The 26584-nt window shown below is 42.3% G+C and carries 28 protein-coding genes, 1 tRNA gene and 1 other RNA gene; 18 read left to right on the forward strand and 12 right to left on the reverse strand.

All coding sequences use genetic code 11. From position 1 onward, the window contains the following. Positions 1–1123: 1123 nt before the first annotated feature. Entirely contained in the window at positions 1124–1762 is a 639-nt protein-coding gene (locus tag ME1_RS02845; protein WP_004862973.1) for a hypothetical protein, read from the reverse strand. A 272-nt stretch (positions 1763–2034) separates the two neighbouring features. Between ME1_RS02845 and ME1_RS02850 the strand changes: the two genes are divergently transcribed. Together ME1_RS02850 and ME1_RS08080 are read left to right on the forward strand one after the other, a co-directional pair. Then, positions 2035–2478 carry a hypothetical protein gene (locus ME1_RS02850; RefSeq protein ID WP_004862974.1) on the forward strand — a complete coding sequence of 148 codons (444 nt, stop codon included), beginning with the start codon at positions 2035–2037 and terminating at the stop codon, positions 2476–2478. A gap of 239 nt (positions 2479–2717) precedes the next feature. After that, positions 2718–2990, forward strand: coding sequence for a hypothetical protein (locus ME1_RS08080; RefSeq protein ID WP_196793134.1), 273 nt, complete (start codon positions 2718–2720; stop codon positions 2988–2990). 87 nt (positions 2991–3077) lie between these two features. Here the strand turns inward: ME1_RS08080 and ME1_RS02860 are convergent, their stop codons facing one another. Both ME1_RS02860 and ME1_RS02865 read right to left on the reverse strand, forming a co-directional pair. Continuing rightward, the gene (locus tag ME1_RS02860) at positions 3078–5138 is read right to left on the reverse strand and encodes a bifunctional DNA primase/helicase (RefSeq protein WP_004862979.1); all 2061 of its coding nucleotides are present in this window, start codon (positions 5136–5138) and stop codon (positions 3078–3080) included. 370 nt (positions 5139–5508) lie between these two features. Further along, positions 5509–6726 (reverse strand): YdaU family protein, encoded by a 1218-nt coding sequence (locus ME1_RS02865; RefSeq protein WP_004862984.1) that lies wholly within the window; start codon positions 6724–6726, stop codon positions 5509–5511. Between the two features lie 480 nt (positions 6727–7206). On the opposite strand from ME1_RS02865, the gene ME1_RS02870 reads away from it, so the two are divergent. From ME1_RS02870 to ME1_RS08315, 5 genes are all read left to right on the forward strand, one after another. Beyond that, entirely contained in the window at positions 7207–7524 is a 318-nt protein-coding gene (locus tag ME1_RS02870) for a helix-turn-helix domain-containing protein (protein ID WP_004862987.1), read from the forward strand. 312 nt (positions 7525–7836) lie between these two features. Continuing rightward, the gene (locus ME1_RS02875; protein WP_004862991.1) at positions 7837–8226 is read left to right on the forward strand and encodes a hypothetical protein; all 390 of its coding nucleotides are present in this window, start codon (positions 7837–7839) and stop codon (positions 8224–8226) included. Between the two features lie 5 nt (positions 8227–8231). Continuing rightward, entirely contained in the window at positions 8232–8429 is a 198-nt protein-coding gene (locus tag ME1_RS08225; RefSeq protein WP_081485016.1) for a hypothetical protein, read from the forward strand. Positions 8430–8839: 410 nt separating this feature from the next. Next, complete coding sequence (locus tag ME1_RS02880; protein WP_004862992.1) at positions 8840–9520, forward strand: lambda exonuclease family protein; 681 nt, start codon at positions 8840–8842, stop codon at positions 9518–9520. A 50-nt stretch (positions 9521–9570) separates the two neighbouring features. Continuing rightward, positions 9571–9696: a hypothetical protein gene (locus tag ME1_RS08315; protein WP_280641465.1), complete on the forward strand. Its 126-nt coding sequence runs from the start codon at positions 9571–9573 to the stop codon at positions 9694–9696. Positions 9697–9837: 141 nt separating this feature from the next. Here ME1_RS08315 and ME1_RS02885 read toward each other — a convergent pair. After that, positions 9838–9912, reverse strand: a tRNA-Thr gene (locus tag ME1_RS02885). A 165-nt stretch (positions 9913–10077) separates the two neighbouring features. Between ME1_RS02885 and ME1_RS08085 the strand changes: the two genes are divergently transcribed. From ME1_RS08085 to ME1_RS07925, 4 genes are all read left to right on the forward strand, one after another. Beyond that, positions 10078–10224, forward strand: coding sequence for a hypothetical protein (locus ME1_RS08085; protein ID WP_004862994.1), 147 nt, complete (start codon positions 10078–10080; stop codon positions 10222–10224). A gap of 160 nt (positions 10225–10384) precedes the next feature. After that, positions 10385–11680, forward strand: a complete 1296-nt coding sequence (murA, locus tag ME1_RS02890; protein WP_004862996.1) for a UDP-N-acetylglucosamine 1-carboxyvinyltransferase — start codon at positions 10385–10387, stop codon at positions 11678–11680. 691 nt (positions 11681–12371) lie between these two features. Beyond that, positions 12372–12584, forward strand: coding sequence for a hypothetical protein (locus ME1_RS02900; RefSeq protein ID WP_425338803.1), 213 nt, complete (start codon positions 12372–12374; stop codon positions 12582–12584). A gap of 30 nt (positions 12585–12614) precedes the next feature. After that, on the forward strand, positions 12615–12854 hold the full coding sequence (locus ME1_RS07925; RefSeq protein ID WP_155815192.1) for a hypothetical protein: 240 nt from the start codon (positions 12615–12617) through the stop codon (positions 12852–12854). A 95-nt stretch (positions 12855–12949) separates the two neighbouring features. Here ME1_RS07925 and ME1_RS02905 read toward each other — a convergent pair whose 3' ends face one another. The 7 genes from ME1_RS02905 to ME1_RS02930 form a co-directional block, all read right to left on the reverse strand. Continuing rightward, positions 12950–13801: a TIGR00282 family metallophosphoesterase gene (locus tag ME1_RS02905; RefSeq protein ID WP_004862999.1), complete on the reverse strand. Its 852-nt coding sequence runs from the start codon at positions 13799–13801 to the stop codon at positions 12950–12952. A gap of 3 nt (positions 13802–13804) precedes the next feature. Continuing rightward, entirely contained in the window at positions 13805–14401 is a 597-nt protein-coding gene (locus tag ME1_RS02910; RefSeq protein ID WP_004863003.1) for a 5-formyltetrahydrofolate cyclo-ligase, read from the reverse strand. A gap of 321 nt (positions 14402–14722) precedes the next feature. After that, positions 14723–14883: non-coding RNA, 6S RNA (ssrS, locus tag ME1_RS07770), on the reverse strand. Between the two features lie 120 nt (positions 14884–15003). Then, positions 15004–15159 (reverse strand): hypothetical protein, encoded by a 156-nt coding sequence (locus ME1_RS02915; RefSeq protein WP_004863005.1) that lies wholly within the window; start codon positions 15157–15159, stop codon positions 15004–15006. A 175-nt stretch (positions 15160–15334) separates the two neighbouring features. Then, a complete protein-coding gene (locus ME1_RS02920; RefSeq protein ID WP_004863008.1) occupies positions 15335–16144 on the reverse strand; it encodes a tetratricopeptide repeat protein in 810 nt (269 codons plus the stop codon). An 88-nt stretch (positions 16145–16232) separates the two neighbouring features. Further along, entirely contained in the window at positions 16233–16358 is a 126-nt protein-coding gene (gene ykgO, locus ME1_RS02925) for a type B 50S ribosomal protein L36 (protein ID WP_004863016.1), read from the reverse strand. Between the two features lie 814 nt (positions 16359–17172). Further along, a complete protein-coding gene (locus ME1_RS02930) occupies positions 17173–18237 on the reverse strand; it encodes a 5-(carboxyamino)imidazole ribonucleotide synthase (protein WP_245256298.1) in 1065 nt (354 codons plus the stop codon). Between ME1_RS02930 and ME1_RS08230 the strand changes: the two genes are divergently transcribed. After that, a complete protein-coding gene (locus tag ME1_RS08230; protein ID WP_245256299.1) occupies positions 18227–18457 on the forward strand; it encodes a hypothetical protein in 231 nt (76 codons plus the stop codon). The genes ME1_RS02930 and ME1_RS08230 overlap by 11 nt on opposite strands. A 15-nt stretch (positions 18458–18472) precedes the next feature. On the opposite strand, the gene purE is transcribed toward ME1_RS08230, so the two are convergent. Next, positions 18473–18970 (reverse strand): 5-(carboxyamino)imidazole ribonucleotide mutase, encoded by a 498-nt coding sequence (gene purE, locus ME1_RS02935; RefSeq protein ID WP_004863023.1) that lies wholly within the window; start codon positions 18968–18970, stop codon positions 18473–18475. 727 nt (positions 18971–19697) lie between these two features. On the opposite strand from purE, the gene ME1_RS07930 reads away from it, so the two are divergent. The 6 genes from ME1_RS07930 to clpB all read left to right on the forward strand — a co-directional run bounded on the left by ME1_RS07930 (position 19698) and on the right by clpB (position 26158). Next, positions 19698–19850 carry a DUF5993 family protein gene (locus ME1_RS07930; protein ID WP_004863025.1) on the forward strand — a complete coding sequence of 51 codons (153 nt, stop codon included), beginning with the start codon at positions 19698–19700 and terminating at the stop codon, positions 19848–19850. Positions 19851–19860: 10 nt separating this feature from the next. After that, on the forward strand, positions 19861–20442 hold the full coding sequence (locus ME1_RS02945) for a disulfide bond formation protein B (protein ID WP_004863027.1): 582 nt from the start codon (positions 19861–19863) through the stop codon (positions 20440–20442). 1311 nt (positions 20443–21753) lie between these two features. Then, complete coding sequence (gene infA, locus ME1_RS02955; RefSeq protein ID WP_004857577.1) at positions 21754–21972, forward strand: translation initiation factor IF-1; 219 nt, start codon at positions 21754–21756, stop codon at positions 21970–21972. 196 nt (positions 21973–22168) lie between these two features. Further along, positions 22169–22867 carry a Maf family nucleotide pyrophosphatase gene (locus ME1_RS02960; protein ID WP_004863030.1) on the forward strand — a complete coding sequence of 233 codons (699 nt, stop codon included), beginning with the start codon at positions 22169–22171 and terminating at the stop codon, positions 22865–22867. A 21-nt stretch (positions 22868–22888) separates the two neighbouring features. Next, positions 22889–23245 (forward strand): DNA gyrase inhibitor YacG, encoded by a 357-nt coding sequence (yacG, locus tag ME1_RS02965; protein ID WP_004863032.1) that lies wholly within the window; start codon positions 22889–22891, stop codon positions 23243–23245. Positions 23246–23566: 321 nt separating this feature from the next. Then, positions 23567–26158, forward strand: coding sequence for an ATP-dependent chaperone ClpB (gene clpB / locus ME1_RS02970; protein WP_004863035.1), 2592 nt, complete (start codon positions 23567–23569; stop codon positions 26156–26158). Positions 26159–26584 lie beyond the last annotated feature (426 nt).

Below are 26584 nucleotides of genomic sequence, written 5' to 3' on the forward strand. Positions count from 1 at the left end.
GGTTGGACACACCCTGTGAGGGGTGGGATGCATCCTATTGAGGGTTTGGGGTGCATCCCATAAGATTAGGGTGTGTTCTATGAGGGTTGGACACATCCTGTGAGGGGTGGGATGCATCCTGTTGAGGGTTTGGGGTGCATCCCATGAGATTAGGATGTGTTCTATGAGGGTCGGACACATCCTGTGAGGGGTGGGATGCATCCTATTGAGGGTTTGGGGTGCATCCCATGAAAGCTAATAGATCTCTGTGAGAAAAGGAGAGATAAACAGTTTGTTTTAAATATTGATGTTATCTTTACTATAAATACCGAGCTTATATCCTTAATATTTGAGATGATTGTATGATAAAATTTGTAAGGTTTGTTTCATAGCAGAAGAAATTGAAAAATCTATAGTCATTTGAATATTTTTATTCTGTTGTTTTTTTGTTTTATTTTGTTTGCAAAAGCTTCATAAGGACTGTGACTATAAAGTTTTTACCTTGTAAAATAAACATAATGAAACACTCTAAAAAAGAGTTATAGTGACCATTCTGTCTTAAAATTATGTAGAGAATATGTCTATATTAGATATTATTTTTATTCAAAATGTACTCTGTCTAAATTATTTTAGAATGATATAGGTAATATATTATTGTTATAAAAGGCACACTTTTAACAAAATGTAATTTTTATGGAAAGAATAAATCTGTAAATTTGCTTCTGTGTAAGTAAAATGCTGAAAGTGATGCTCGACTAGTTGATGGGTAAAAACCTGAATAGACACATCGTGTCAACCAGCCTGAAAAGATTATAAATTTTTGTAAGAGTGGAAGAATTATGAACGTGTTTTGCAGAGTAGAGGTCTGTGATGGAGCGATTGGGTGAGAGTGTTTTTTCGGTGTGGTGGTTGTTGGAAGAATTGAGTGGCGGGTAGAAGGAATACAATAAAATTGCTTCCCAATGATATGGGGTTTAAAGGAAATTGGTTCCTAATGAAATGAGTTTTTGGTGTTTTTGCCATTCTTTTGATTCGTTTCTGGTTTTCGCACTCTTGCCCTATATGTTTTTTTTGTTTTGTTTAATCTTTTATAGGGTTTTTATTCGTTTTATGGGGGGACTGATGTTGTGAGAGGATGAAGTTCTCATATGCTCTCTTGTTGTTTGGAGCGGGTCTTGTTTGAAGCGGGGAAGAATTCAGCGCTCTTATGGTTTGCATATCCCCACTGAAATGCCAATAAGTCTAAACAATCTCGTAAATGATCAGCAAGGGAGTTTTGTTTGCGTTTTGAGGTGCTTAACTCTTTGATGGCTTGATCATAACCAACAACTTTTTCTACAAGTGAATAGCCAAGAATACCAAGGATGATCTTGATCGCTTTTAAATGATTGGATGCCTCTATTTGACGTTCAATGGGGTGAGTGTACCCTTGGCTACCTTCAACCTTTTCCCGCGTGTAGTCAGGACTCATGTGGAGATCTGCTTGGCTTTGACGCCAATAAACATAAAAACGTTCTGCCGCTTTATATTGTGCTTTGCTGATATGCCCTTTTGCATATAAAAGCGCAATGGGACGGCTTTGTGCATTGGCAATGGCTTTAATAGTGCGCGGGTTGCTGGAGCTTTCTGGATGGGTGGGTTGAAAATAAGGATTGCTCGTTTCAACAAAAATTTCTTGCGTTTTTAAATGGCCAATATGTTGTTGTTCGTTCCCTTGATGCGCAAGAACAGATGTTTGTGTTTTTTGTTCATGTTGCTGTTCTTTTTTCTTTTGATGATTCATCTTCATCTCCTCAAAAATTATCGGTTCTCTATTCAAAAAAAGAGAATGTCAGTTGGTCTGGGTGTTCGGTGGGGAAAGCTTTGCTGGGGGACGTTTCTCTTTGATTGGAGTCTGCATGAGGGGTGAATGGAGCCTGAATGGAGCTTGAGTGTGGAGGATTGGCAATAGGGCAAAGAGGGCGTGTGATGTGTTCCGCTTGCCGAGGATGATGTTTTGTTGCATTGTGCGCATTGTTTTTTAAAGGGGCGTTTTTTTATAAAGGAGCGGGGTGTATGGCTGTGACGTGGGGCGTGTTGTTAAAAGCAGTGGTGTTTTGTTGCATTGCTGGAGATGTCCTGTTTTTTGCACATAAGGGAGCAAAACGTATGGGGCTTACTTGGTGGGAGCTTTTGATTGGGGTGGCGCTTTTGGCATTGCTGGAAGTGTCGTTGGTTTGGCTTATCAGGGAGCAGGATGGGCAGATATTGCGTGCTTTGTTGTTCTTGAAGTGGGTAACGTTGCCTTGCATGATAGGAATTGTCCTTGGTTTTGCCTGTAACGGAGGTTTTGTGGGATTTGCCTATAATGGAGCGAAGAGTAAGGCGGTGCGTAGGCGTTGGTTCTCGAGGGATGTTGTGTGTGCGGGCATTTTGGGAGGTACCGTTCCTTTTATTGGTGAGGGCGTAAGGTGTGTTGGTGTTCTATGGAATTGGTTCTTGAATGCGGTGGGGTTTTGAGGCATGGTGCGCATTGGTTTTGCATATAAAGGAGCGGGGTGTATGGTTGTGACGCGGGGCATGTTTTTAAGAGCAGTGGTGTTTTGCTGTATTGTAGGCATTTTCTTTGGGTTTTCGTATAAAGGAGCGGGGGGTGTGGTTGATATGCGAGAGCTGTTCTTGCGGGTGTTCGTGTTTTCTTGCTTTCTTGGAGCTGTTTTTGTTATTGGCTGTGTAGGGGTAAAGAGCACGGCTGTGACGTGGGGCGTGTTTTTAAAAGCGCTGTTGTTTTGCCTTGTTGTTGGAATTGCTCTTGTTTTTGCTGGTGTGGGGGTAAGGCGTTTGGGTGTTTCGTGGGCGATGTTTTTGATGGGGGGCGGATTTCTTGCATTGTTAGAGCTGTTCTTGGTTTGGCTGACAAAGGGGGGCGACAGGGGGGGGCGCCAGGATGGGGTGGTGTTGCGGTGTTTGTTGATTTTGAAGTGGGTGGTGTTTTGCTCCATTGTTGGAGGGTTTTTGTTTTTTATGCGTGAGGGTGCAAAGCATATGGGAGTGAGCTGGCTTTGGTGTTCGAATGATTTTGGGTTTTATCTCCTTTTTGGATTTACCTTGCCTTTTATTTATGAGGGAGCAAGGTGTGTTGGTGTGCTATGGGATTGGTTTTTGGAGAAGGGATTTTTGCTGGGGTCTTCAAGATAACGTCTTGGAGGGAGGGGGTGTTCTTGTGAACAGCGGTAGCGGTAGGTTTTTTGGTCAAACCAGAGACCAATTTTGCCTTCAAAATCACCTGAACGTTGTTTGGCAATGTTCATAATAACACTAGGGCGTTTTCCTAATTCTGCTTTTTCTTCTAGTCTGGGGGCGGCAAAGATTTTGTCTTCTAATGACCGATTGCGCCAGATGGTAATGATGTTAAAAGCATTGGCACCAATTTCTGAGGCCCCTTTAATATCTTCAGTGCCGGGGATGTCTTTGTCTAAACCCCCTTTGCGTGCATGGGCAACAAGATGAATATGTACCGCGTTTAAAACAGCCCAATCAACCATTTTATAAACCGCTTGTTCTTGTCCCGCATAGTCATCTGAACAAATGCCAAGCCGCATGAGACTGTCGATGATAAATTGATCACAGCCATAGCGCGCACGGCAATAGTCAAACACATCCAGCAATCTGTCGACGCTGGATTTCCCAACATGTTCGTAAAGAAGCAGTCCGTCATCTAAAAAGGAGAGAATCCGTTCAATCATCTCTCTTGTTGGTTGTTCTATGCCTCCCGTTTGTTTTGTGAGACGGCGCAGGGATTGTTCTCCTTTCATTTCCAGTGAGGCTAAGCAAAGACGACTCTTTTGAGAAATCCAATGGGGAATACAGTCTGATAACAATTGACTCTTTCCTGCACCACTTGCTCCGCTCCATAGTGTTAACTCCGCTGGACGAAAATAGAGCTTGCCGTTGAGTTTAGGATAGGGAACCGTGTAGCCAAGATGTTGCTCGGGCGTTGGCCAAAAGAGCCCTATGATTTTGTCTCTATAGTCTGAGGCGTGGTGTAATCCTTCTGGTGCAAAGCTTTTTGCTGAGGAAAAGGCTGCTTTTATGGTGGCTGCGTCAATACCAGCGGTTAAACAGTCATTTGCGTCCTTGCGGGGTAAACGTACACGGTAACAGCGATGGCGACCAAGCCTGTTGGCAATTTCACGTGCCGCTTCTTCTCCAGGCTTGTCCATATCGGTGGCTAAAAAAATGGTCTCAAAAGATTCTAAATGATCAAATTCATTTTCAATCCAGTTGTGTTTGCCTCCACTCCCGCCTCCAAATGGTACGGAAACTGCTGGATATCCGTAGGCTGCTAAAGAAAGCGCATCAATTTCTCCTTCAGTGATGACAATTGTGCGCTTTGTCGAAGAAAAATCTTGGGTTAAGGGGATGTGGTCTGTGGATGCGGGGGGGCGGTCTGTGGATGCGGGGGGGTGGTTTGTGGCTGTGGGGGTGTGGTTTGTGGATGCGGGGGGGTGGTCTGTGGATGCGGGGGGGTGGTTTGCGATTGCGGGTGTGTGGTTTGTGGCTGTGGAGGTGTGGTTTGTGGATGCGGGGCTGTGGTTTGTGGAGAAGAAAGCTTGCCAGCCAAACAAAATCGGTTCACACTGTGCCGCTGTTGGTTTTGGTTTTGCTCCCGCTTGTGCGCGCCGTTCTTTCACCAAAGCAAGCGTGCCATCGGGTTTATAAAAAGGGAAAATGATTTTTTCGCCTTCTTCTCCTATGCGGTAGCGTTTTAAAATTTCAAGAGGAATGCAGCGCTCTTTGGTGAGGTAAGTTTTCACTAAATTTTGTGGTGTGCCCCCTATGGGATTGGGTGGACGATGATAGGAACGATGTGGTGCCATAAAGGGTTTGGGGCGTGTAAGATTGAGAAAAGCGCGGGCTTCTTCGAGGGCTTGAGAAAGATTAATCCCTTTGACTTCACACCAAAGGTCTAAAAGGTCACCCCCTCTACCTTCGGCAAAATCATACCAAAGCCCCGCTTTATCACCGCTTAAACAGAGCGATAAACTTTGACCCGCTTCACCGCGCGTGTTGCCTACAATCCAGTTATTCCCGCGTTTGTGCCCTTTTGGCAAAAGCATTTCTGCGATTGTGCTCGACTGTGAGAGTAGGTGCTGTTTGATCTCAAAAATTGTGCTCATGTTCATCCGTTTTGTCGTTGAGAAGATTTTGGGCGTCCTCGTTGCTGCCGTGTACTGTGAGGGAGGGGGGAGAGAAGAAGGACTTTGTTGAGGCTTTTTTATTCGCTTAAAGAGACCGATAAGCTTTGACCTACTTTACCGTGCGTGTTGCCTACAATCCAGTTATTCCCGCTCCATCTCCATTATTGCTGCCTCTGTGTCCTTTTGGAAAAAACATTTTTGCTTTTGCACTTGGCTGTGAGATACTTTGATGTTTGATCTCAAAAATTGTGCGTATGTTCATCCATTTTGTCGTTGAGAAGATTCTGGGCGTCCTCGTTGCTGGTGTGTGCTGTGCGGAGGGGGAGAGGAGCAGGAAAGTCTATTCTGATTACTCCGTGTGGTAGTTGATAAGACTGGCATAAAGCGCATCATTGTTGCTGCTGTGTGCTGTGAGAATGGCGTGACGACTAAAAATGGCAAGTCTCTCCTGTTGTTCTTTTATGCGTTCAATTTCTCGGCGAAACCAGTTACGCCATGTGGCTTGCCAATCGACTTTCAGAGCGTCTTTGCCGCTTTTGGCATGCCAATAGTCACGGAATTTCTTTTCTTGCCAACGCGCTTGCTCTTCACTCAAACCTTCTGAAATTGCCGCATTCATGTCCGCTTTCCAATCGGTTGGAAGACGGTGTCCCCTAGGGTTTGCTCTTTTGGAGGGGGCTTCTTTGGATGTGGCTTTGGAGAGGATTGGGGATATGATTGGGCGGCTCTTGGCTTGGCTGCTCGAATCAGATGCATTTTTTGTGGTTGTCTCTAAGCAGGGCAAGGTTTTTGCTGGGGTTTCTGCTGTGTTTTCTTCTGGGTTTTTTGGCGCCACGTGAGGGGAGAGCAAGGGAGAAGATCCCTTCGCAATGGTGATGTGCTTTGCCTTTCCCTCAGAGATTGGTTCATGGAGAACTGAACCATGGAGCGCTGTTTCACCAGAGGTTGGTGGGAGAGATGTGAGAGCTTGTTTATGAGATGTCTCTGGTAAAAATTTCTTCGAAGACTTACTGGATGTGGGGGCAGAATGGAGACTCGTTGCCGTTTGCTCCTCCTCTGGCTCAGTCAAAAAAAATTCCTTTTTTGAAACACCATTAGGTGTTTCTTTTTCTTCTCCCTTCTGAGCTTTTGAGTTTTGTTCATCATCTCTTGTACGCGCGTTTAGCAGGTGTTGAATCTCCGCATTGATTTCTTTGCGTTTTTTTGCCGAAGAATGTCCCGCAAAGGATTTCTGTTCAAGCAATTTTGCTCGCTCTTGAAAGATCATTTCACAACGCTTATTCCATAAGCCATTGGCTAAATTTAAAATTTTTCCCTCTTCTATCAGCATTTCTAAAACATTAACAAAAGTTCGCTTGTCACAACCACAAAGACGCGCTAAACGTTCTACCGATAACTCTAGAGGACGTCCGCGGGCATACATTTCATTGAGGAGAATCGTATAAATCCCAATTTCATGGGCACGCATTCCACGTACTCCTCCTAGAAAATCATTCTGATACCAACAAACATAAGGAAGTCTAGACGATTCATAGTGAGGAGTTTCTTGGTGATTGGCGTGTTTCATACTTCAATTCACTTTCTTCTTTTATATATTTCCATTCGCAATAAAATCAGGAACAGCGGTTTTGTGTAATGATTGACATTCCATGAAAGGTTTTATGCTTTTAGAAAAAGTGTTGCGCTTTTGTTGCGATTCGTTCTGTTAATGATGATTCTTGAGGTGTTTCTTTATGAAGTCTAACAAATGATTGGCTATGCCAAAATGCATGCAATTTTACAGTTTGAGAATGCGTAGATGACAAATAGAACATGGGAAAAAATAGAATAAAATTTCTGAATGCATGGGCTTTTGGGGGGCTTTTCAGGGGGAACGCCTGTTTGTATCCTTTAGGGTGGTACGCTGTTCTTTTGACCCGAAAATGAACTTTTATCCCCCCTAAAAATAAAATTTGTTTACTTCATTTTATCCTTTTTAGAGGATAATGCAAGCCCGTTTTACAAAAAGGACGTGTTTTTTTAAAAAGACGCGCTATATGGTGAAACTATGAATATCGATGGTTGGCGTGAAAGATTAAATGCTGCACTTGAAAAAAGTGGACGCTCAAAAAGATCTGTTTCCCTCGCAGCTGGTAAAGGGGCTGGGTACCTCCATTCTATCCTCACTGAAGGAAAAGAACCTACAATCGAATCCCTTTCGCGCATTTGTCACGAAATTAATATCAGTATGAATTATATCCTCTATGGTCAGGGGGCGAGCCCTGAAGATAAAGAATTTATCGAGCTTATTTCAAAGCTCTCTCCTGAAGAGAGACAGGCTGTTTTGACTCTTTTGCGGAGACCATCAGTCGAAGCTTCAAAATAAGTTCTTTCTGTGTTTTTAAATCAAGAGTGCTCCAGTATTCTATCAATTTTAAATCACTCATTTTAGCTCTCCTGTCTGTGTGGGGTTGTGGTGGGTAAGAACAAATAGAGAACAATACAAGGACACCGGGCAAAAAAAGAGAACAAGTTTCTGTTCATATAGGTCCTTTGAACTTCGCAAAGACTAAAAATATATCTTTTATTAAGGATAAAATAATTGACATCTCTCCCATAGAGGATATAAGGGTAACGCTATATTCAGCCTTGTCAAGACAAAGCTGTGCTTTATCAACTATCGAAATGGGGGGAAATCATGAAAAATGTTCCATTCGTTAAAGAGGATGAAATTATCATCATCCTTTGTGAAGATGAAAAAAGTGATGCCTATGAGGGGCCTCTCGAGCAAATCGAAGAAGTGCTCGAAATTATTGAAGAGTATGAAACGGTTCAAAGACTCTTGCGTCTTGATCTCACCACTCTTCATGCAGAGGATGTCACTGAAGAACTCGCGGATGTTTATGTCGCAAATCATGAAATCGACGAAGAAAATACACACCTTCAGCCATTCATTCTCAATAGTGATGCTTACCATATGTGTTTAGAGGAAAAAGTCGCGCGGGATTATGAAGATAATCGCTATGGGTCTTACGAAAAACAGCACCGTTTGCGTCCATGTGATGTCTTGAACGATTACTGGTGGTGAAAAGCATGGGGGGGTATCTCAGGACTTTTTATCAAGGAATTCCACTTTACTATGCTGGAAACACCAAAAACACAATCAGACTCGATCCACAAAAACACAACGCTGTCTTCTTCATATCGCAGCAGGCTGCGGAGTGTGTCGCGAAAAATTTGGCGGAACACTATCTCCGAAATGATTTTTCCCTTGTGCTAGAGCACCAATAAACATTGTGCCAGAGTACGATTAGACAGAGTACGATTAGACATTGTGCTTTGGTACAAGTGAAGATTGTGCAACAGTATGATTGGAAAGAGACTTTGAATCAATAAATGTGGGGGGGGAATGTAATCTGCTTTAAGGTTTTTAGAATGTTCATGGGAGCTGGAAAGTTTCCATGAGCAATTTTCAAATCCAGATGCTTAAAGTTATTCTGCTTCAGCTGCTGTATGTTGGCTGTTTTGGCAGGGCAAAGCGTTGGTTTTCTGGGGGATATATGTGGGGAGATTGGGGGAGGAGGTTGATGTTTCATGATGTTTCAGGCGTGTAGCGCAAAAGACGTAACGCAAAAAGAGCCGATGTTACAAAAAGAGAATGTGCAAGCAAAAAATGCAATAGAGATTGGGGGTAAAAGGTTATGCCAATTATTGTCGATTGTATTCAGGGAACAGAGGAATGGCAGCAGGCGCGTAAAGGTTTGATCACTGCTTCTTTATTTGAAATGGTGATGGCACAAAAAAAACAGGGGCAAAAAACCTCAAAATATCATGCCGTGATGATGAAACTCGCTGGAGAAAGAATCACTGGGAAAATCGTCGATGAGGGGACAACGTTTGCTATGCGACGCGGAACAGAATTGGAACCACAGGCACGACAGCTTTATGGGACTCTCACGCACACGCAGCCTGAATCGATAGGATTCGTTCTGGCAGATGACCGTATGAAAGGTTTTTCTCCCGATGCTTTTATTGGAAAAGAGGGTGTGCTGGAAATTAAAACCAAAAAACCCGAAATCCTGATTCCGCACTTCACACAAAAAGGTTTTCCAGAAGAGCATAAAGCGCAATGTCAGGGAGGGTTATGGATCGCCCAACGTGAATGGATAGATTTAATGCTTTATTGGCCGGATATGCCGGTTCTCATTAAGCGCGCTTATCGTGATGAGGTTTATATTCGCAAGCTGGAAAGTGAAATGAACCGCTTTAATGACGCTTTGGAGAGGATGGTACAGCAAATTAAGTCTGTTGGTGTGAGAATGGAAAATATCGTAGAGGGGAGAAAAAGGCAAAAGCATATAAGAGAGGAACGCACAAGCTGACGGGCTTATGGCTAAGAGTGGGGATTTTTGAGTGTAGGTGTCTGTGTTGGGTGAGTGTGCTGGAGGTTTTTGGGGAAAACGTGGAGTCAAGAGGTGGAGGTGCGTTGGTGGGGGAGCGTGTTGGGGGGTGTTGGAGAGAAGTACAAGAAGGGGATTTTGGAGAAGAATCAGAATAAACTAGGAAAAAAGAAGAGGCGGATCAGTTTGATGTTGAATCCCAATGTTGAAGTGTTGTGACATCCCCTTGATGTCACTTAAGGAATTGAAAATGCTAGCACGGAGAAAGTAACAGAGATTTAAAAAAATGCTGCAACAAATGGTGCTGCGAGAGAGGATTGAACTCTCGACCTCTCCCTTACCAAGGGAGTGCTCTACCACTGAGCTACCGCAGCCCTTTTCAATCTTTGCGCTGTCTTGTGCCATATTGTCATAAAATAGGCAAGAGAACATTTGTGTCTTCTTGAAAGAAAACACCTTTTGTGTCATGACAAAATATTTCTTATAAAAAGCCCGTGAGTTGCTTTAGAAAAGCTCAATACTGCCCAAAAGGTCGCGCAATGACAGAAATGAATCAAAAACAAAAACAACTTCATCAGCAAGACGAAAAGGCAAAACGCCGACAAGAAAGACTGGCTCAACAATTGCGACAAAATTTGAAACGTCGAAAAGAGCAAAGTCGGAAAAGAGCGCAAACAGAGACTTAAAAAAATGCCGTATAAGGCATCTTTGCAACTAAACCTCTCACTGATTGTTTTAAGAGGAAGAATTCGTTTCAAAATCAGCGAGTTCGTTCGGAAACTATAACAGATAACTTCTTAAGGGAGCAAAACCTTTGGAGGGGAAATCAAAGGGAAAGAAAGCACGATGGATTCTATTCAAATTGTTGGTGGGAAAAAACTTAAAGGCACTATCCCGATCTCAGGGGCAAAAAATGCTGCATTGCCTCTCATGATTGCGTCATTGCTCACCGAAGAAACACTCACTTTAGAAAATATTCCTCATCTCGCGGATGTCGAATTGCTTATTCGACTTCTCAATAACCATGGGGTTGGATATGCTGTCGATGGGCAAGAAATGAATGGCGATTATATGGATTCAAGAACAATCCATTTTACCGCTCAAAATATAGCCACCACACGCGCTCCATACGAATTGGTGAAAAAAATGCGCGCAAGCTTTTGGGTGATTGGTCCCCTGCTTGCTCGATGTGGAGAGGCTTATGTCTCTTTGCCTGGTGGATGCGCTATCGGAACCAGACCGGTCGATTTTATCCTAGAGGGACTCAAAACTTTAGGGGTGCATATTGCACTCGAAAATGGCTATGTTCACGCGAAAGCCCCGAGGGGGTTAAAGGGTGCGCACTACAGTTTTCCTAAAGTCACTGTTGGGGGAACACATGTCATGCTTATGGCCGCAACAATGGCAAAGGGGACAACCGTTCTCGAGAATGCAGCTTGTGAACCAGAAGTGGCAAATCTTATCCGAACCCTCAATGCCATGGGGGCAAAAATCGTTGGTGAAGGAACAACAACACTCACCATCGAAGGCGTGAAAAAACTCCATGCTGCTCGAATCCGTGTCATTGCTGATCGAATCGAGGCTGGAACCTACGCTATGGCTGTGGCTATGACAGGGGGGGAGGTGCTGCTCAAAGATGCAAACCCTAACCATCTGACCCAAGTGCTCAAGGTGTTGCAAAAAACCGGACTCGATATCGAAATAAAACCTCAAGGAATTTACGTTAAACGAAATCCACTAACAACAAAAATCATGCCCGTCGATATCACAACAGGACCTTATCCCGCTTTTCCAACTGATCTCCAAGCTCAATTCATGGCACTGATGACGCGGGCTCAGGGAATTTCCCATGTCACTGAAACAATTTTCGAAAATCGTTTCATGCATGTTCAAGAACTTATCCGTTTGGGGGCTCAGATCAAGCTTGATGGGCAAACAGCAACCATCTACGGAACAGAACAACTGCAAGGGGCTCCTGTGATGGCAACGGATTTACGTGCTTCCGTTTCTCTTGTTATTGCTGCTCTGGCTGCAAAGGGCGAAACGATCGTCAATCGCGTGTATCATCTTGATCGCGGGTTTGAAAGATTAGAAGAAAAATTAGCCCATTGTGGAGCTGACATTCAACGTGTCACAATTTAACCCTGTTCGAGGGGAACTCTCTTCGGGGCAACCGCCTTTGGGGAACCTCCTTCGCGGGTGGGCCCTTTGGGGGATTTTCTGCTGTTTGATGAAGGCGGTTGGGGGGGGGGATCTTCTGGGCTCTCTTTTTTGGGGGAGCTTGACTTTTAGAGTCAAGCTTTGTTGGCCTTCTCAAGGAAGGTGGGGCTGGTGTGGTGATTTTTCAGAGCGGGCATAAGAGGGGCATAAGAGTTTGAGAGGCAGATTTCTTTCATAAAAAAACAAACAAAGGCTCTTTTGAGTGCCAATCTTTTGAAATTGCCTTATGAGTAAGCTTTGTGATTTTGTTTGTTTATACAAGCGATCAAGAGGAGGGAATTGAAGCTTTCAATTTTCACATAAAAATGTACCTACTCTGTAGATATTCCTCAGATTCTGAGGGCTTTTGCTCTGTTCAGGTGTGATAAGCACTAAAAGCAAAAGGCTGATTAGAGCTCGGTGCTTTTAACTCCCGGAATACCAATGCAATGGTGTTCATATCCGGTGGGAGAGTTGACCAGTGAAATCCAATAAACCGCATTGCCATGACATTTCTATTGGCAGAAAAATTCGCTTCAGAAGAGAAATGTTGGGAATGTCTCAATAACAATTAGAGTACCAGTTAGGCATAACCTTCCAACAAATCCAAAAGTACGAAAAAGGATTAAATCGTATAGGTGCTGGACGCTTGCAAGAAATTGCCGATATCCTCGATGTTCCCATTTTCTTTTTTTATACCGATCTCTCAACAAAAGAAAATGCCCCATACCATTGTGATGATGCAATATCCAGCAAAAAGGGATACCTGCTCTTGAAAAATTTTAAAGAGCTCAAACCTCAAAAACAAAAGGCTATTTTGTGGCCTCAGGACACTAAAAAATTTTAAACTCTCTTGCTCAATCGTAAATTGTTATGTATGAAGCTTTTTAGGGAGGGGGTTATTCATGTTTCCCCGCAGAAATATCCTAGTGGTAGCCTCCTTCTCTCCATGTTAAAAATCATAAAAAATTTCATCATTCATGAGAGTTTGCACGGCATATTGACTGTTTTGCAGGCAGGGCGGTTTGTTACTGGTGGGAGCGGTTTGACGTTGGTGCGGTTTATTTCTGGCGCTAATCTTGGTACTGCTGTGTTCGCATCTTTTTCATTTGTGTGAGGCAAATTGGAAGGCTTGAGAAATCCTCTTTGCCAAGAAGAGTGTTCAAAAGGAAACAGCCGAGAGTGATGAGCAAAGGAGGCGCTGAAAAAAGGTTACCAGAAATCTGGAATCTCAGGCTTTAAATGAGGACCAATCCGTACAGCCGAAACTTTTTCCGCTAATCCTGTGCGATCTGAAATTTCAACCGCTAAACCGCAAAGTGTCGCTGGTCCTTTGGCTGGTTCATAACGACCTTGCTTCTTCTTATAAAGAAAACGATGCAAAGGTTCTTCCTTATCCATGCCAAGAGACGAATTATAATCTCCACACATCCCTGCATCCGTTAAATACGCACTGCCACCTTCTAAAATTTGTGCATCAGCCGTGGGAATATGCGTATGCGTTCCAACAATAACACTCACACGACCATCAAGAAAATGTGCAAGACATTGCTTCTCACTCGTCGTTTCTGCGTGAAAGTCAAAAATAATTGCATCCGCTTGCTCCATCAAAGAGCATGCACAGACAATCTTTTCAGCCATTTCAAAGGGATCAGTCACTTTGCACGGCATAAAAGCGCTCCCCAAAAGATTCGCAACAAGCACACGTGCACCATTCTTGGCTGTAAAAATTCCAGAACCTTTGCCGGGAGTCCCCTTCGTAAAATTGCTTGGCGCAAAATTAGCGGGACGTAAAAAACGATCGCTCTCATGCGCATAATGCAATGTCTCTTTGCACGAAAAAGCGTGATTGCCCGTCGTTACAACGTCAACTCCCACCATTAAAAAATCTTGATAAGTCTCTTGCGTGATACCAAAACCGTGAGAGGCATTTTCACCGTTCACCACGACAAAATCAAGTTGCCATTTCTCTATCAGTTGCGGAAGCTGTTCAAAAACAGCGTTACAACCTGTCATTCCAACAATGTCACCTAAAAATAAAAAACGCATAGGCGTTTTAATCATACTTTAACGCTTTAAGAAACCCTTTTCTGTAAAAATTCCTTGCACAACAAGATCATGCTTTGCGTGAGGAATGGATTCAACTTCTTGACACGAAAAACCCATACCTAATAAAGTGACTTTATTTTCTTGTTTTTCAAGAGTTTCAACTGCGCGATCATAATATCCCCCTCCATAGCCAAGACGGTGACAGTGTTTGTCAAACGCGGAAAGTGGAACAAGAATAATATTGGGTATAACAACTGCATTGTCTGCACTAGGACCAAAGGTGCCAAAGCGCATCGGCTCTAACTGTGTGCTTTGTGAAAAGGCACGAAAAACCATGGTGGTGGAATCAAGCACGACTGGTAAGGCTAAATGTCCACCACGGAACGTTATTGCATCAAATAAAGGACGGGGATCAATTTCTGATTTAATCGGCCAATAGCCCGCCAGAACTATGCGCGAAAAATCTTCCCCCTTTGCTTCAAAATGTTGAATCACATGTGTACAAGCGCGCTGGGAAAAAACAGCCCGCGTCTGTGCGGTGAGGGCATCACGTTTCGATAAGCCAATTTTACGGAGTTGTGCACGATCTGGTGAAGCAAGGTCTTTGGTGCCCATTGTCTTCTCAATTCCATTATTAATTATTGGGTCTATTGCTGCAAGTGTGAACAGGTGTCGTATGAGCAGACAGGGTACTCTTATGCGGTGAGGGCTGCACCTTGCGATAAGCCAATTTTGTGCAGACGCGCGCGAGTCGGTGAAGGAGACTGGCTTTTGTGCGCCTCTGTCCCGTTAATTCCCCATTTTCTCCTCGTGTCGTATGTTGTTGTTGCAACAAAATAAAGGTCCCCTCAATTTTTAAAGTTTCTCACAAATTTCTTGAAAAATATCATTTCTTGAAAAATATCAGTGCAATTTGCTTTATCACTCCGCAGAAAAAGGTGATCCACAACAGCCGATGGAAAAAGTTGACCCCGGGAACCTAAATTAATAGGTGGGCGCCATATGAAAAAGCCCACGGGCTTTATCAGGGACAGCTCCCTAGGAGATCAGTAAGGTCTCAGGAATACGTTATTTCCTGTCGAGAAGCGCAGAACACCCTCTATCACTATAAAGCAGTTTGTGATTTTCAGCTAGAGATAAAATGGAAGCTCTCATTTTTATATTATTTTTTGAGGAATAATTTTTGCTGCAATCTCTCTACGGGTGTTTCTCAATTTTTAAAGAGCTTGTGGCGCGCATAGTTCATGTTCGAGAGCATGGTTGGCAAGTCTGACACTGTGGCATGTGAAGCTATGCGCATTTTTTCTCCACACTGCCGCATGTGTGTGGGCAAGGGCAAGAGAGGCAAGTTGTGGCGACTTTGTTGCTTCCATGGTGACTCCAAGCTCAAAAAACGCAAGGTAATTGCGGGGCTTAAGCGTGAAAGCATGGTGAAGGTTTCTCCATGGAAAGTTTAAAATCACTTAAGTGAATGTGAAGCTATACACATTTTCCTTGGGTTTTGCCATGTGTGTGGCAAGGACGTTTCAATGTTCATTAAGGGAAAATTTAAAGAGCTTGTGGCGATTGTTCCTCTAAAAGATCTTCAACGCGTTTTTGAAGCTTTTGCATTTGCGGATAATATTCAAGCGCTTGTTGATACGCTTTAAGGGCAAGTTGTGGACGTTGTGTTGCTTCCATGGTCACGCCAAGTTCAAAAAAGGCAAGATAATTGCGGGGCTCAAGCGTGAGAGCATGATGAAGGTCTAGCATGGCAAGTTTAAAATCACTTAGTTGAATGTGAATCCATGCACGCCTTACCCATGCTTCAGCATAGTTAGGCTCAAGCGCAAGGGCATTATCAATGTAATCAAGGGCAAGACCATAATTGTCCGTATTGATCGCGTTCTCAGCCCATGACATCAAAAGATCAACCGTCTCACTGCCCGATTGTGACCATAAACCTTGAAGTTGTTGGCTGATCTTTTTTGCTTCATGAACATTCGCACAAAATTTTAATTCTTTCAGTAAACGTAAAATTTCTGCCTCTTTACGCTGCTTCGCTCTGGTGCTCTGGGGAGGGGCGTTTAAGTCAAATTCCTCAAGAATGGTCGCAGACGAATCAGAATTTGCTGATGGAGGTTTGCTGGGTATCAATTCATCTAGCGGCAAAAGCAATTGCGGAGAAGGACGATCTTCAGGAAGAGAAGGAGGGTTTTGCCCAACCACAACAGAAATAAAACAAAAACTGCTGAAAAAAGAAAGCAAATACGCAAAAGAAAACAAAAAACTGCGCTGAAAAAAACAAAAGCTCCGCAATCGCAGAGCTTTTAAAAAAATACAACACATAAAAAAAGTTTCTCTAAAAATACCAAACATTGGATTTGTAATCCAAAAATAAATGCTCAAAAAAAGCTTCTTGAGACAAAAAACCTTTATGCCCGCAAAAAAAGCAGGCACAAAAACCTTAACCTTGACGTGCTCTAAAACGAGGGTTCGTTTTATTGAGAATATAAACACGACCTTTACGACGCACCAAACGATTGTTACGGTGGCGCTCCTTCAATGCTTTAAGCGAATTCTTAATTTTCATTATACTCACCGTCTCTCTCTACATATAAATGTCATAACACACATGAATGCCATAACTTCAAAATCACTTCCCCAACACCTTATTTGGCAAAACTTTACTTAGCAAGCTTTCCCAAATTCTCCAACATAAGAACCTTAACATCCTATTGCCATTCAATATGACGTCAGCTTCTTGGCAACATGATATCCGTTTCTTGACTGTGTTAACCTCTTGTGATTACGCTACAGCACCCTTCACTTCTCTACTGCAACACAAAAAGAAAAACGCACTTCAAAAAGGACGTTTTTACACACTTTATGCACACAACAAATAAGCGAAAATTGCAAAAAAATCTGCCGATCTCTTAACAAAAGCTCTTCTCCTTGTCAAGTGCATATCCCTCTGGCGTATCCCTCTGGCGTGTTAAATGAAAGGGAAAATGAGAGCAACAAATGCGATAATGCGATAAAGATTCTCTGGGGATGTGTTTTACATCGAGTATATATTTTACAACTATATATTTTAGTGGGGCTGAAATTCAGACGACAATTAAAGTGGGTAAGTTGATAGGTGGGCAAGTGGGTGAAAAATTGTCTAATGCATTTGGGGGGCGTTGCTTAAATTAGTGCTAGAAGCAATATAGGGGGCATCCATCCATCGGCATGGAGGATATTCTAAAGGAATAAAAAAGAGGGGAGAGCTGGTTTACCTGTAAAAGACAAAAAGAGTTGTTGTGAAGAGAAGATACTTGCGCATTTTCATTGCTTATTAAGACCGCGATATAGCTTACAGAGTATTGGCATTTCACGAGAAGAAAACTCTGTATAGAAGCCTTTTATTGAGACACTTCTGTCATAATTTGGGGTTGATTGCAAGATTTGGTGGATGGTCCTGTGAGTTGTATAACATGCCCCATTTTGCGGAGCGGTTGAACAGAGCTTTTGCCATATAAATGGAGCGATGTGTGTTCTTGCCTGAGAAAATATTTGATCTCATTCAGATTATTGCCAAGAAGATTTGTCATTTGACAATCACTATGGCGGTAGGTGCTGCCTAGCGGAAGCCCACAAATAGCACGGATATGCTGTTCAAACTGTGATGTTACACACGCTTTTTGTGTCCAATGACCAGAATTATGAACACGAGGCGCCAATTCATTCACTAAAAGACCCCCATCTATCAGGACAAAAAACTCAATGCAAAGAACGCCTACATAATCCAATGCATCCATCACTGTGACGCTTATTTCTTGCGCAGCATTTTGTACGTTAAGCGGAATCCGCGATGGAACAAAAGATTTATGAAGAATGCCATTTTTGTGCTGATTTTCAGGACAATCATAAAAAATATGCTCTCCCTGTTTCGTGCGCGCGGAGATGACCGAAATTTCCGATAAAAAAGGGACAATTTCTTCTAAAATCGAGGGTTGTTCTTTAAAAGCCTTGAAGCTCTTATCAAGAGTCTTTTCATCTGGATGATCCAGCATTATCTGGTTTTTTCCATCATAGCCAAAACGACGCGTCTTTAAAAGACCACGCCCCTTTAATGCGGAAAGCCCTGATTGCAGAGAAGCGACATCATCTACAGCATACCACGATGCTGTGCGGATGTTTTGCTCATGTAAAAATTGCTTCTCAAAAAGCCGATCTTGCGTAATCTCCAACGCCTTGGAAGAGGGATAAACATTTTTGGCATTCTCTACGTATTGAACCGTTTGAAGCGAAAGATTTTCAAACTCATAGGTTACAACATCACACAGAGAAATAAAATGATCTAATGCCGAAATATCATCATAGGGTGCAACAATATGGTCATTCGCTGTTTGTGCCGCTGGGCAATCCGCTTCAGGACAAAAAACAACCGTTCGAAATCCTAATTCCGCTGCTGCTATGGCTAACATACGTGCTAATTGTCCTCCACCTATGAGGCCAATGACGCTTTTCGGAGGCAATGGAGTGGATGAACAGGATGTGTTAGATGCGCTGGGTGCTGTGGATGCGCTAGGGGTGGCGGTTGTGCTGGGTGCGGTGGATGTATCGGGTGTAGTTGATGCGCTGGGTGTATTGGGTGTGGCGGATGTATCGGATGCGCTAGAGGTGGCGGGTGTACTGGATGGATGAGAAGATTGTGTCATTTTAAACCTCAGTGACCGGAATTTGTGCAACATTAGCCGTTTGTTGTTGACGCCAATCTTCTAACCGTTGTGCTAGGTTATCATCATAAACTGCCATAACTGCTGCCGCCAAAAGCGCTGCATTAATTGCACCGGCTTTGCCAATCGCTAATGTGCCAACGGGAATGCCGGCGGGCATTTGCACAATCGAAAGCAAAGAATCTTGACCCGATAAAGCCTGTGAATGCACGGGGACACCAAAAACGGGAAGAGGCGTGAGGGCTGCTAACATACCAGGAAGATGCGCTGCACCTCCTGCGCCGGCAATTAAAATCTTAAAACCTGCTGCTTTAGCTCCTTTCGCAAATTCATAAAGCCGTTCAGGGGTTCGGTGGGCTGAGACAATCTGCGAAATGTGAGAAATACCAAGACAGCTTAATATATCCGCACTATGACGCATCGTTTGCCAATCCGATTGGCTGCCCATTAAAATCGCTACATCACATGATTTTTTCGTCATTCACCAACCCCTATCTTAGGTATTTACTGCGATTCTTACTCTCTCTTCTTGTAAGAGTTTTACATTTTCTTTGCAAAGTCAATTAATGATAAAACAACAGTTTTTTAGTGTGTCACAGATTTCATAAATAGAATGTTTCCAGAAGTTTGGTAGAAAGATGACAGATAGTTCTTTATCTTCTTAAACAGTGCTCTTTTGCAGAAAATCTTTCATGATGGATAAGAGAAAGGCATTTCTGTTTTGGCTTGCAGTTTATTCCTTTGGAAACTTTTTATTCAAAATAAAGGATGCCTGCTAGTGATACTTGTATTGCTTGTTGGAAAAAAGGAAGAGCAGGAGTAAGAGTATAGTAATATAAACTCTTGCTTATCATGAAAAAGAATTTTTTATGGCAAAACTGCGTTCAATACAAAAACTAAGTCTTTCTAAAAAATCAGAGATATAAAAAGCGGGACATTTGTCTGGAATGCTTACTTTGTTGCTTCAATGATTCTTCCATCTTTAGAAAAAAAAGAGCTTCTTTATTCTTCAGTGTTAAAGGAAAAGACACAATCAAATACTTGTGTTGATATTCCTTTTTAGTGCTCTACATACCCCTTTGCTTTCTCTACTCTTGTAAAGACAATAAAAGAGAAGGGTGAATTGTGAATAATAAGTCCATGGTCTCTTTTTTGCCCAATTTTGTAATATCTTACACATCGATAATAAGAAAGGAGACTTTAAAGCCATGTTTCTTCCATTTTTAATTGCCTTAGGTGCAGCCGTAACAACAGTGTGTGGGAAAAAAAATATAAGTTATGCTTTATGGGCAATTTTGCTCGTTGTCATTCTTCTCACTTTTAATCATCACGCAACATCTACTTTAAATTTGTCTTTTTGAGAGAATAATCATGGAAAATGTTGAACAAAAAAATCCTCATTTCGTCATATTTATGAATACCTTAGGGCTTATTGGATTATCTATTGTCTTGTTGGTGGCTTTTTATTATCAGTTGGTAAAGTTCGAATTACCTTGTCCTCTTTGTCTTCTTCAACGCGTTGGTTTGATGCTGGCAGGCTGCGGGTTTTTGCTTAATATTCACCATAAGGTGAAACATACCCATTATGGTATGGTGATTCTGGGCTGTATGGTAACCAGCGCTGTTGCTGTTCGGCAGGTGCTTTTGCACATTACACCAGATGATCTTGGATATGGTTCAACATTCTTTGGATTGCATTTTTATACTTGGGCACTCATTATTTCATTGCTTTGTATTCTTGGAGTGTCTGTCGCCATGATTTTAGGTGAATTGGCACACAAAGTTAAAGTGTTTTCTCCTTTACCAATTTTCAATAGAACGGCAAGTTTCTTGTTTGTCTTTTTGATTGCAGCAAACTTGATTTCTACTATACTTGAATGTGGAAGTGGCCAATGTGCCGATGATCCTGTAAGATATGAATTGCTGTCAAATTGGTCCTCTTCATCATCCTAAAGCGTTTTTTAAATAAATTATTTTAATTTTCCGAATAAACATCTTAACAGTTATAAAGAGACGGAATGTTCACTATTTCCGTCTCTCTTTTTTGCAAAAAACTCTTGAGAGTTCCATTCAGATTTTTCATCTCCTCTACAGAAATGCACTTTTTCGCTCCGTCTGATTGCTCTTCTGTATCCGTTGTGCCAGAGAGTCTTGTGAAGTGACAAAGATTGCGCCAAAAACAAAAAAAAATAAAAATGCTAGCTTTTAAATGATCTCTTCTATGGTAATCTTGATCATGGGGATGTAGTGTCGATGGAGACATAATAGTTTTAAAGACAACGGGGTTTTCTTTGGTATATTGGCTTGTGCCAAAAATCCTTATGTGTGTTGCTCTAAGCCAACTTTTATATTTGTTGATTTAAGCCAACAGTTCAAAGGCGTAAATATTTTCAAGGACAACAGTAAAGAGAGGCGTTGTTTAAAAGGTGATAGAGGGCTGCAAAACAGTTGTTGAAAACACTGTCGTAAATGTCTTTTTACAGATTTATTGTTTTCTGTAAAACTGTAAAACTGTAAAACTGTAAAACTGTAAAAGAGTGAAAGTGTGAAATAAAAAACAGAGTGGCGATATGGGGTGCGTGCTTTTGTGACGAGAATGTCCTACAGGGGAAGGGTATCTAGAGCGGTGAAGAGTTGCAAAGGGGGAAATAAAACATGCAGAGCCGTGTTAGAGGAGGTTGGACGTGTGAGAAGAGGCTAGAAAATGGCTGGAGGTGCAGGCTTGGAGAATGGTTTGGATGCGTGGCGGAAAAGGGGAGCTGGCCAGAGAAAATAGGCTATCAGCCTTTCATGAACTTTTATAAAAGGGCGTTAACATATCGGTTAAAGCTTTTTGAAAGCATCAGAAAACAAATATAAATTTTCTTTATACTTTTTAAATTTTCCATAAATCTTGAAAAATTATAAAAAAGAAAGGTCTTTTCAAGAGTTTTATAAGTAAATTAAAAATATTTACATAATAAGGACATTTATATTCAATGTAAAACTTGAATTAATAAGGTTATATAATAAAAATTTATTGAAAATACTTATTAATACCTTATAAAAAGAGAAAGTTATAATAATTATGTTAAAATAATTATATAATTCTTTATGAAAACGAAATTCATTTCATTAAAGAACACTTATGATGTATCCTTTAAAAAGAAAAACCTTGTTCTTTTTGTCGAATTTTTGTTCACAAAACCAAGAAAATAAGGTATGAACACTGAAAAATAACGCACAGCTTGAAGGATTATGTGCATATAAAGGAATTACTTGTTTATGTCAAAAGAAGAAGTTTTGGAATTTTCTGGTATCGTGACCGAACTCCTCCCTAATGCAATGTTTCGTGTAAAACTGGAAAATGATCACGAAATTATTGCCCATACTGCTGGAAGGATGCGCAAAAATCGTATTCGTGTGTTAGCCGGTGACAAGATCATGGTGGAAATGACCCCTTATGATCTGACAAAAGGACGTATTACATATCGATATAAATAAGTTATGGCTGTTTTTTGCTTTCTGGAAAAGCAGCGTTTTTGCTTCTAAAACATTTTGATGTTTGTTCCAAAATGAAAAATAAAAAAGGAGAAGCAACAAATGAAAATGATCCTAAAGAATACCTGAAATAAATGAAAGGTGTCAGTTGTGCCAAAATGAAGGGGATGGTGGCTTAAGATCATCTTGAGGGGAGAGAATGCAAAATTTAAAGGAAACCTGCTTAGGAAAAACGCATTTGGGAAAAGATCTTCCTGAAGAAATCCAGTTGGTACTTGCTTCTGCTTCGCCGCGTCGCTTGGCGCTTCTCGCGCAAATAGGTCTTGATCCTCATTATGTGCACGCAACCGATGTGGATGAAACACCAAAGTCAAGGGAACATCCTGCAACTCTTGCAAAACGTTTGGCAAAGGAAAAGGCACTTAAAGCGCGAGAAACTTTGCTGTGGTGTAGTAAAAACAATAAAGGAGATGCAGCAGCGGAAAAAACGGTGATTTTAGCTGCTGATACTGTGGTGGCGGTGGGAAACGTTATTTTGCCTAAACCAAAAGGTGAAGACGAAGCTTATGAATGTTTGCGTTTTCTTTCTGGACGTTGTCACAAAGTGTATAGTGCTGTTTGTGCACTCAATGAAAGCGGAAAAATAGGCGTCAAATTGGTCGAAAGTCGTGTCCGTTTTAAACGTTTAACTGCTCCCGTGATGAGGGCTTATATCGCTTCTGGTGAATGGGAAGGTAAAGCCGGTGGTTATGCTATTCAAGGAAAAGCAGGGGCTTTTGTGGTCCATATCGTTGGCTCTTATTCTAATGTGGTGGGCTTGCCATTGGCTGAAACAATGGATCTTTTGTTGGCTTATCGCTATCCAATTCTTGCAAACTGGTCCAAGGAAATTTACTAGATGGGGAAATTTACTAGATGAATGCGTGAATGGGTAAAGCCAATGGAACAGGATAAAAAGCCACAAAAAGGGGAGCGGCAGAATGAACAAAAACAAACAGTGAAAAAAAGCAATAAGGTGGGCGAACAAAAAATAAAACAATGGGAAGAAGCGCACCAAACGCTCATAGAGCCGAATGTAACACAAACGCCCAATTTAACACAACCAAAGACATCTCCAATGCGTCCTCCGCACCCTTGTCCCATTTGTGGTCAAAAGGCGCAACAAAATGCTTATCCTTTCTGTTCAACACGATGTCGCGCAATTGATCTCAATCGATGGCTTTCGGGTGCTTATATTTTACCACCACCACCGCAAATCAGTGATGAAGAAGAATAGATAAGGCATTAAAAATACGAAAACTGCGCTCCCCATGATGGAAGGGTGGTGGATGAAAGTTTGATGCTGGAGTTTTGGCGGTGGGGTTTTCAGAGGGGCATTCTTCGGGGGCATTTTGTGTATAAAAGTACTGGTCTTTTTGAAAAATCAGAGCGTGTTCTCTGCTTCCTCTTGCTATGGCGTTGCTTAAGACCCATATTCATTTTAGCACTACGACTCTTCTTTCATGCTGTCTCTTTTGCTGTGTTTTGCGTGCTTTGATGAAGCCTTCTAGGGTGCTTTGGGAGATAAGTGCGGTGGTGCTCCAAGAAAGGAAAAAAAATGAACTTGGAAAAATATAGTGAACGCCTACAGGGGTTTCTTCAAACAGCGCAAAATAATGCTCTTTCTTCTGATCACCAGCAGTTTTTGCCGGAGCATTTCCTTAAAGTCTTGTTAGACGATTCTCAAGGATTGGTAGCCTCACTGATCCAAAGAGCCGGTGCTGATCTCTCCCTCATTCAAAAAACGCTTAAAGCGGCACTCGAGACTTTGCCAAAAGTGCAAGGCGGAAATGGGCAACTTTATTTGTCACAACCATTGGCAAAGGTTTTTGCCATGGCAGAAGATCTTGCGCAAAAAGCTGGTGATCAGTTTGTAACTGTGGAACGTATGCTGCAAGCGCTTCTCATGGAAAAAACTGCAAAAACAGCCGATATTTTAACAAAGGGAGGTTTAACCCCTCAAGCACTTAATCAGGCGATTAATGCGCTGCGTAAAGGAAAAACCGCAACAAGTCCTCATGCTGAAAGCCAATATGACGCTTTGCAAAAATATGCTCGCGATTTGACAAAAGATGCACGAGAAGGAAAACTCGATCCTGTCATTGGACGTGAAGAAGAAATTCGACGCACGATTCAGGTGCTTTCACGGCGGACCAAAAATAATCCCGTGCTCATTGGTGAACCTGGAGTGGGAAAAACCGCTATCGTGGAAGGGTTGGCGCTGCGCATTGTTAATGGCGATGTGCCAGAAACTTTGCGTGATAAGCAGCTCCATGCGCTTGATATGGGGGCTCTTATTGCTGGAGCAAAATATCGCGGCGAATTCGAAGAACGCCTTAAGGCTGTGCTCGCTGAGGTGCAAGCCGAAAATGGACAGATCATTTTGTTTATTGATGAGTTGCATAATCTCGTGGGAGCTGGAAAATCCGATGGTCCTATGGATGCTTCTAATTTATTAAAGCCTGCTCTAGCACGTGGTGAACTCCATTGTGTGGGGGCAACCACTTTGGATGAATATCGCAAATATGTCGAAAAAGATGCCGCTCTTGCACGGCGCTTCCAACCTGTCTTTGTGCCTGAACCAACCTTGGATGATACAATCTCTATTTTGCGCGGTATTAAAGAAAAATATGAACAACATCACAAAGTACGCTTGGCTGATAGCGCTTTGATTGCAGCAGCGCGGCTTTCAAACCGTTATATTACCGATCGTTTCTTGCCCGATAAAGCCATTGATCTCATTGATGAAGCGGCGGCGCGCTTGCGGATGCAAGTCGATTCAAAACCAGAAGAATTGGATGCCATTGATCGGCGAATTCTCCAGTTGAAAATCGAGCGTGAAGCTTTGAAAACAGAAGTGGATCCAACAGCAAAAACTCGCTTGCAAGCTGTCCAAGACGAACTGAAAACATTGGAACAGCAGTCTGCGGAAATGACAACAGCTTGGCAAGCCGAAAAGCAAAAATTAGGGCATGCTGCCGATTTAAAAAAACAGCTAGAAGAAGCACGTAATGCTTTGGCTATTGCACAGCGTGATGGAAAATTTCAACGGGCTGGAGAATTGGCTTATAGTGTCATTCCTGAACTCGAAAAACAATTGAGCATGGCTGAAAATGATGATCAGCAAAATCATTTGGTGGAAGAAACCGTTACTGCTGAACATATCGCGCGCATTGTTTCACGCTGGACAGGTATTCCCGTTGATCGGATGCTCGAAGCTGAACGAGAAGCATTGCTGCGTATGGAAGACGAAATTAGTACTCGCGTTGTGGGACAGGGCGAAGCTGTTCAAGCTATTGCGCGGGCTGTTCGGCGTGCGCGTGCAGGGTTGCAAGATCCCAATCGCCCCATTGGTTCTTTCATGTTTTTGGGACCTACCGGTGTGGGAAAAACCGAATTAACAAAGGCACTCGCAGCGTTTCTTTTCCAAGATTCCAATGCAATGTTGCGCATTGATATGTCTGAATATATGGAAAAACACGCTGGAGCACGCTTGATTGGTGCGCCGCCTGGATATGTCGGATATGAAGAAGGAGGGGTGCTAACCGAGGCTGTGCGCAGAAGGCCTTATCAAGTCATTCTGTTCGACGAAATTGAAAAAGCGCATCCTGATATTTTTAATCTCTTGCTCCAAGTGCTCGACGAGGGACGCTTGACCGATAGCCAAGGGCGTACGGTCGATTTTCGCAACACCTTGTTGATTATGACTTCAAATCTTGGCGCTGAATTTTTGACCGCTCTGCCTGAAGGACAAACAACTGATCAGGCAAAAAATGATGTTATGAATGTCGTAAAAGCCGCTTTCCGTCCCGAATTCCTTAATCGTATTGATGAGATTATTCTCTTTCAGAGATTGCAACGCAAGGATATGGAAGCTATCGTTGATATTCAGATACAACATTTGCAAAATTTGCTCAATGAACGCAAAATAACTTTGCAGATCAAACCAGAAGTGCGCGAATTCCTCGCCCATAAAGGCTATGATCCGCTCTATGGAGCGCGTCCTCTCAAACGTATTATCCAAAAGGAAATTCAAGATCCCCTCGCAGAAAATATCTTGTTTGGAAAAATTCATGATGAAACAACTGTGACAATTGCAAAAGAAGGAGAGCAGTTGGTCTTTTTGTCTGGAAAACAAGAAGAAACCTAAGCGCCTTGAAAAGAACGCACTTGTAAAGAATGAAAAGGAAAGGCTGCGTCAAAGACTGTTTTAAAAGGGCGGTCCTTTAAAAATGGCACTCTTTAAACAATGATGCTCTTTAGAGAATGGTGAATGTCAAGAAAAAGGGCGGGCAACAAAAAGGATAAAGATAGACAGGGATAAGGACAGGGTAGAAAGAAAAAGTTGACAAGGTAAATCTAAACGAGTATCATAATGATACAATCGGAATTGTGCGTTTTTTTCATCTGCTGTAAATTAAGGATGGGGGGAGATGAAAAAATGGACCGATGAGATCTTCTGATAAGATTCTGTGAAAGTGGTGGGATGTCTTCCAAAGGTTTTGGTGCCAAAGGTTTTGGTGTTTGTTGTCCTATGATGTCGTAAACCGGTGCCGTAAACTGTTTTTTGAGATGT

The sequence above is a fragment of the Bartonella vinsonii subsp. arupensis OK-94-513 genome, from assembly GCF_000278235.1.
GTDB lineage: Bacteria > Pseudomonadota > Alphaproteobacteria > Rhizobiales > Rhizobiaceae > Bartonella > Bartonella arupensis.

What these genes read in the sequence shown, in the direction of transcription:
- ME1_RS02845 (WP_004862973.1), bottom strand. Translation starts at nt 1,762, where the DNA reads ATGAATCATCAAAAGAAAAAAGAACAGCAACATGAACAAAAAACACAA.
- ME1_RS02850 (WP_004862974.1), top strand. Translation starts at nt 2,035, where the DNA reads ATGGCTGTGACGTGGGGCGTGTTGTTAAAAGCAGTGGTGTTTTGTTGC.
- ME1_RS02860 (WP_004862979.1), bottom strand. Translation starts at nt 5,138, where the DNA reads ATGAGCACAATTTTTGAGATCAAACAGCACCTACTCTCACAGTCGAGC.
- ME1_RS02865 (WP_004862984.1), bottom strand. Translation starts at nt 6,726, where the DNA reads ATGAAACACGCCAATCACCAAGAAACTCCTCACTATGAATCGTCTAGA.
- ME1_RS02870 (WP_004862987.1), top strand. Translation starts at nt 7,207, where the DNA reads ATGAATATCGATGGTTGGCGTGAAAGATTAAATGCTGCACTTGAAAAA.
- ME1_RS02875 (WP_004862991.1), top strand. Translation starts at nt 7,837, where the DNA reads ATGAAAAATGTTCCATTCGTTAAAGAGGATGAAATTATCATCATCCTT.
- ME1_RS08225 (WP_081485016.1), top strand. Translation starts at nt 8,232, where the DNA reads ATGGGGGGGTATCTCAGGACTTTTTATCAAGGAATTCCACTTTACTAT.
- ME1_RS02880 (WP_004862992.1), top strand. Translation starts at nt 8,840, where the DNA reads ATGCCAATTATTGTCGATTGTATTCAGGGAACAGAGGAATGGCAGCAG.
- ME1_RS08085 (WP_004862994.1), top strand. Translation starts at nt 10,078, where the DNA reads ATGACAGAAATGAATCAAAAACAAAAACAACTTCATCAGCAAGACGAA.
- murA (WP_004862996.1), top strand. Translation starts at nt 10,385, where the DNA reads ATGGATTCTATTCAAATTGTTGGTGGGAAAAAACTTAAAGGCACTATC.
- ME1_RS07925 (WP_155815192.1), top strand. Translation starts at nt 12,615, where the DNA reads ATGAAGCTTTTTAGGGAGGGGGTTATTCATGTTTCCCCGCAGAAATAT.
- ME1_RS02905 (WP_004862999.1), bottom strand. Translation starts at nt 13,801, where the DNA reads ATGATTAAAACGCCTATGCGTTTTTTATTTTTAGGTGACATTGTTGGA.
- ME1_RS02910 (WP_004863003.1), bottom strand. Translation starts at nt 14,401, where the DNA reads ATGGGCACCAAAGACCTTGCTTCACCAGATCGTGCACAACTCCGTAAA.
- ME1_RS02915 (WP_004863005.1), bottom strand. Translation starts at nt 15,159, where the DNA reads ATGGAAGCAACAAAGTCGCCACAACTTGCCTCTCTTGCCCTTGCCCAC.
- ME1_RS02920 (WP_004863008.1), bottom strand. Translation starts at nt 16,144, where the DNA reads ATGTTTGGTATTTTTAGAGAAACTTTTTTTATGTGTTGTATTTTTTTA.
- ykgO (WP_004863016.1), bottom strand. Translation starts at nt 16,358, where the DNA reads ATGAAAATTAAGAATTCGCTTAAAGCATTGAAGGAGCGCCACCGTAAC.
- ME1_RS08230 (WP_245256299.1), top strand. Translation starts at nt 18,227, where the DNA reads ATGGCTAACATACGTGCTAATTGTCCTCCACCTATGAGGCCAATGACG.
- ME1_RS02930 (WP_245256298.1), bottom strand. Translation starts at nt 18,237, where the DNA reads ATGTTAGCCATAGCAGCAGCGGAATTAGGATTTCGAACGGTTGTTTTT.
- purE (WP_004863023.1), bottom strand. Translation starts at nt 18,970, where the DNA reads ATGACGAAAAAATCATGTGATGTAGCGATTTTAATGGGCAGCCAATCG.
- ME1_RS07930 (WP_004863025.1), top strand. Translation starts at nt 19,698, where the DNA reads ATGTTTCTTCCATTTTTAATTGCCTTAGGTGCAGCCGTAACAACAGTG.
- ME1_RS02945 (WP_004863027.1), top strand. Translation starts at nt 19,861, where the DNA reads ATGGAAAATGTTGAACAAAAAAATCCTCATTTCGTCATATTTATGAAT.
- infA (WP_004857577.1), top strand. Translation starts at nt 21,754, where the DNA reads ATGTCAAAAGAAGAAGTTTTGGAATTTTCTGGTATCGTGACCGAACTC.
- ME1_RS02960 (WP_004863030.1), top strand. Translation starts at nt 22,169, where the DNA reads ATGCAAAATTTAAAGGAAACCTGCTTAGGAAAAACGCATTTGGGAAAA.
- yacG (WP_004863032.1), top strand. Translation starts at nt 22,889, where the DNA reads ATGCGTGAATGGGTAAAGCCAATGGAACAGGATAAAAAGCCACAAAAA.
- clpB (WP_004863035.1), top strand. Translation starts at nt 23,567, where the DNA reads ATGAACTTGGAAAAATATAGTGAACGCCTACAGGGGTTTCTTCAAACA.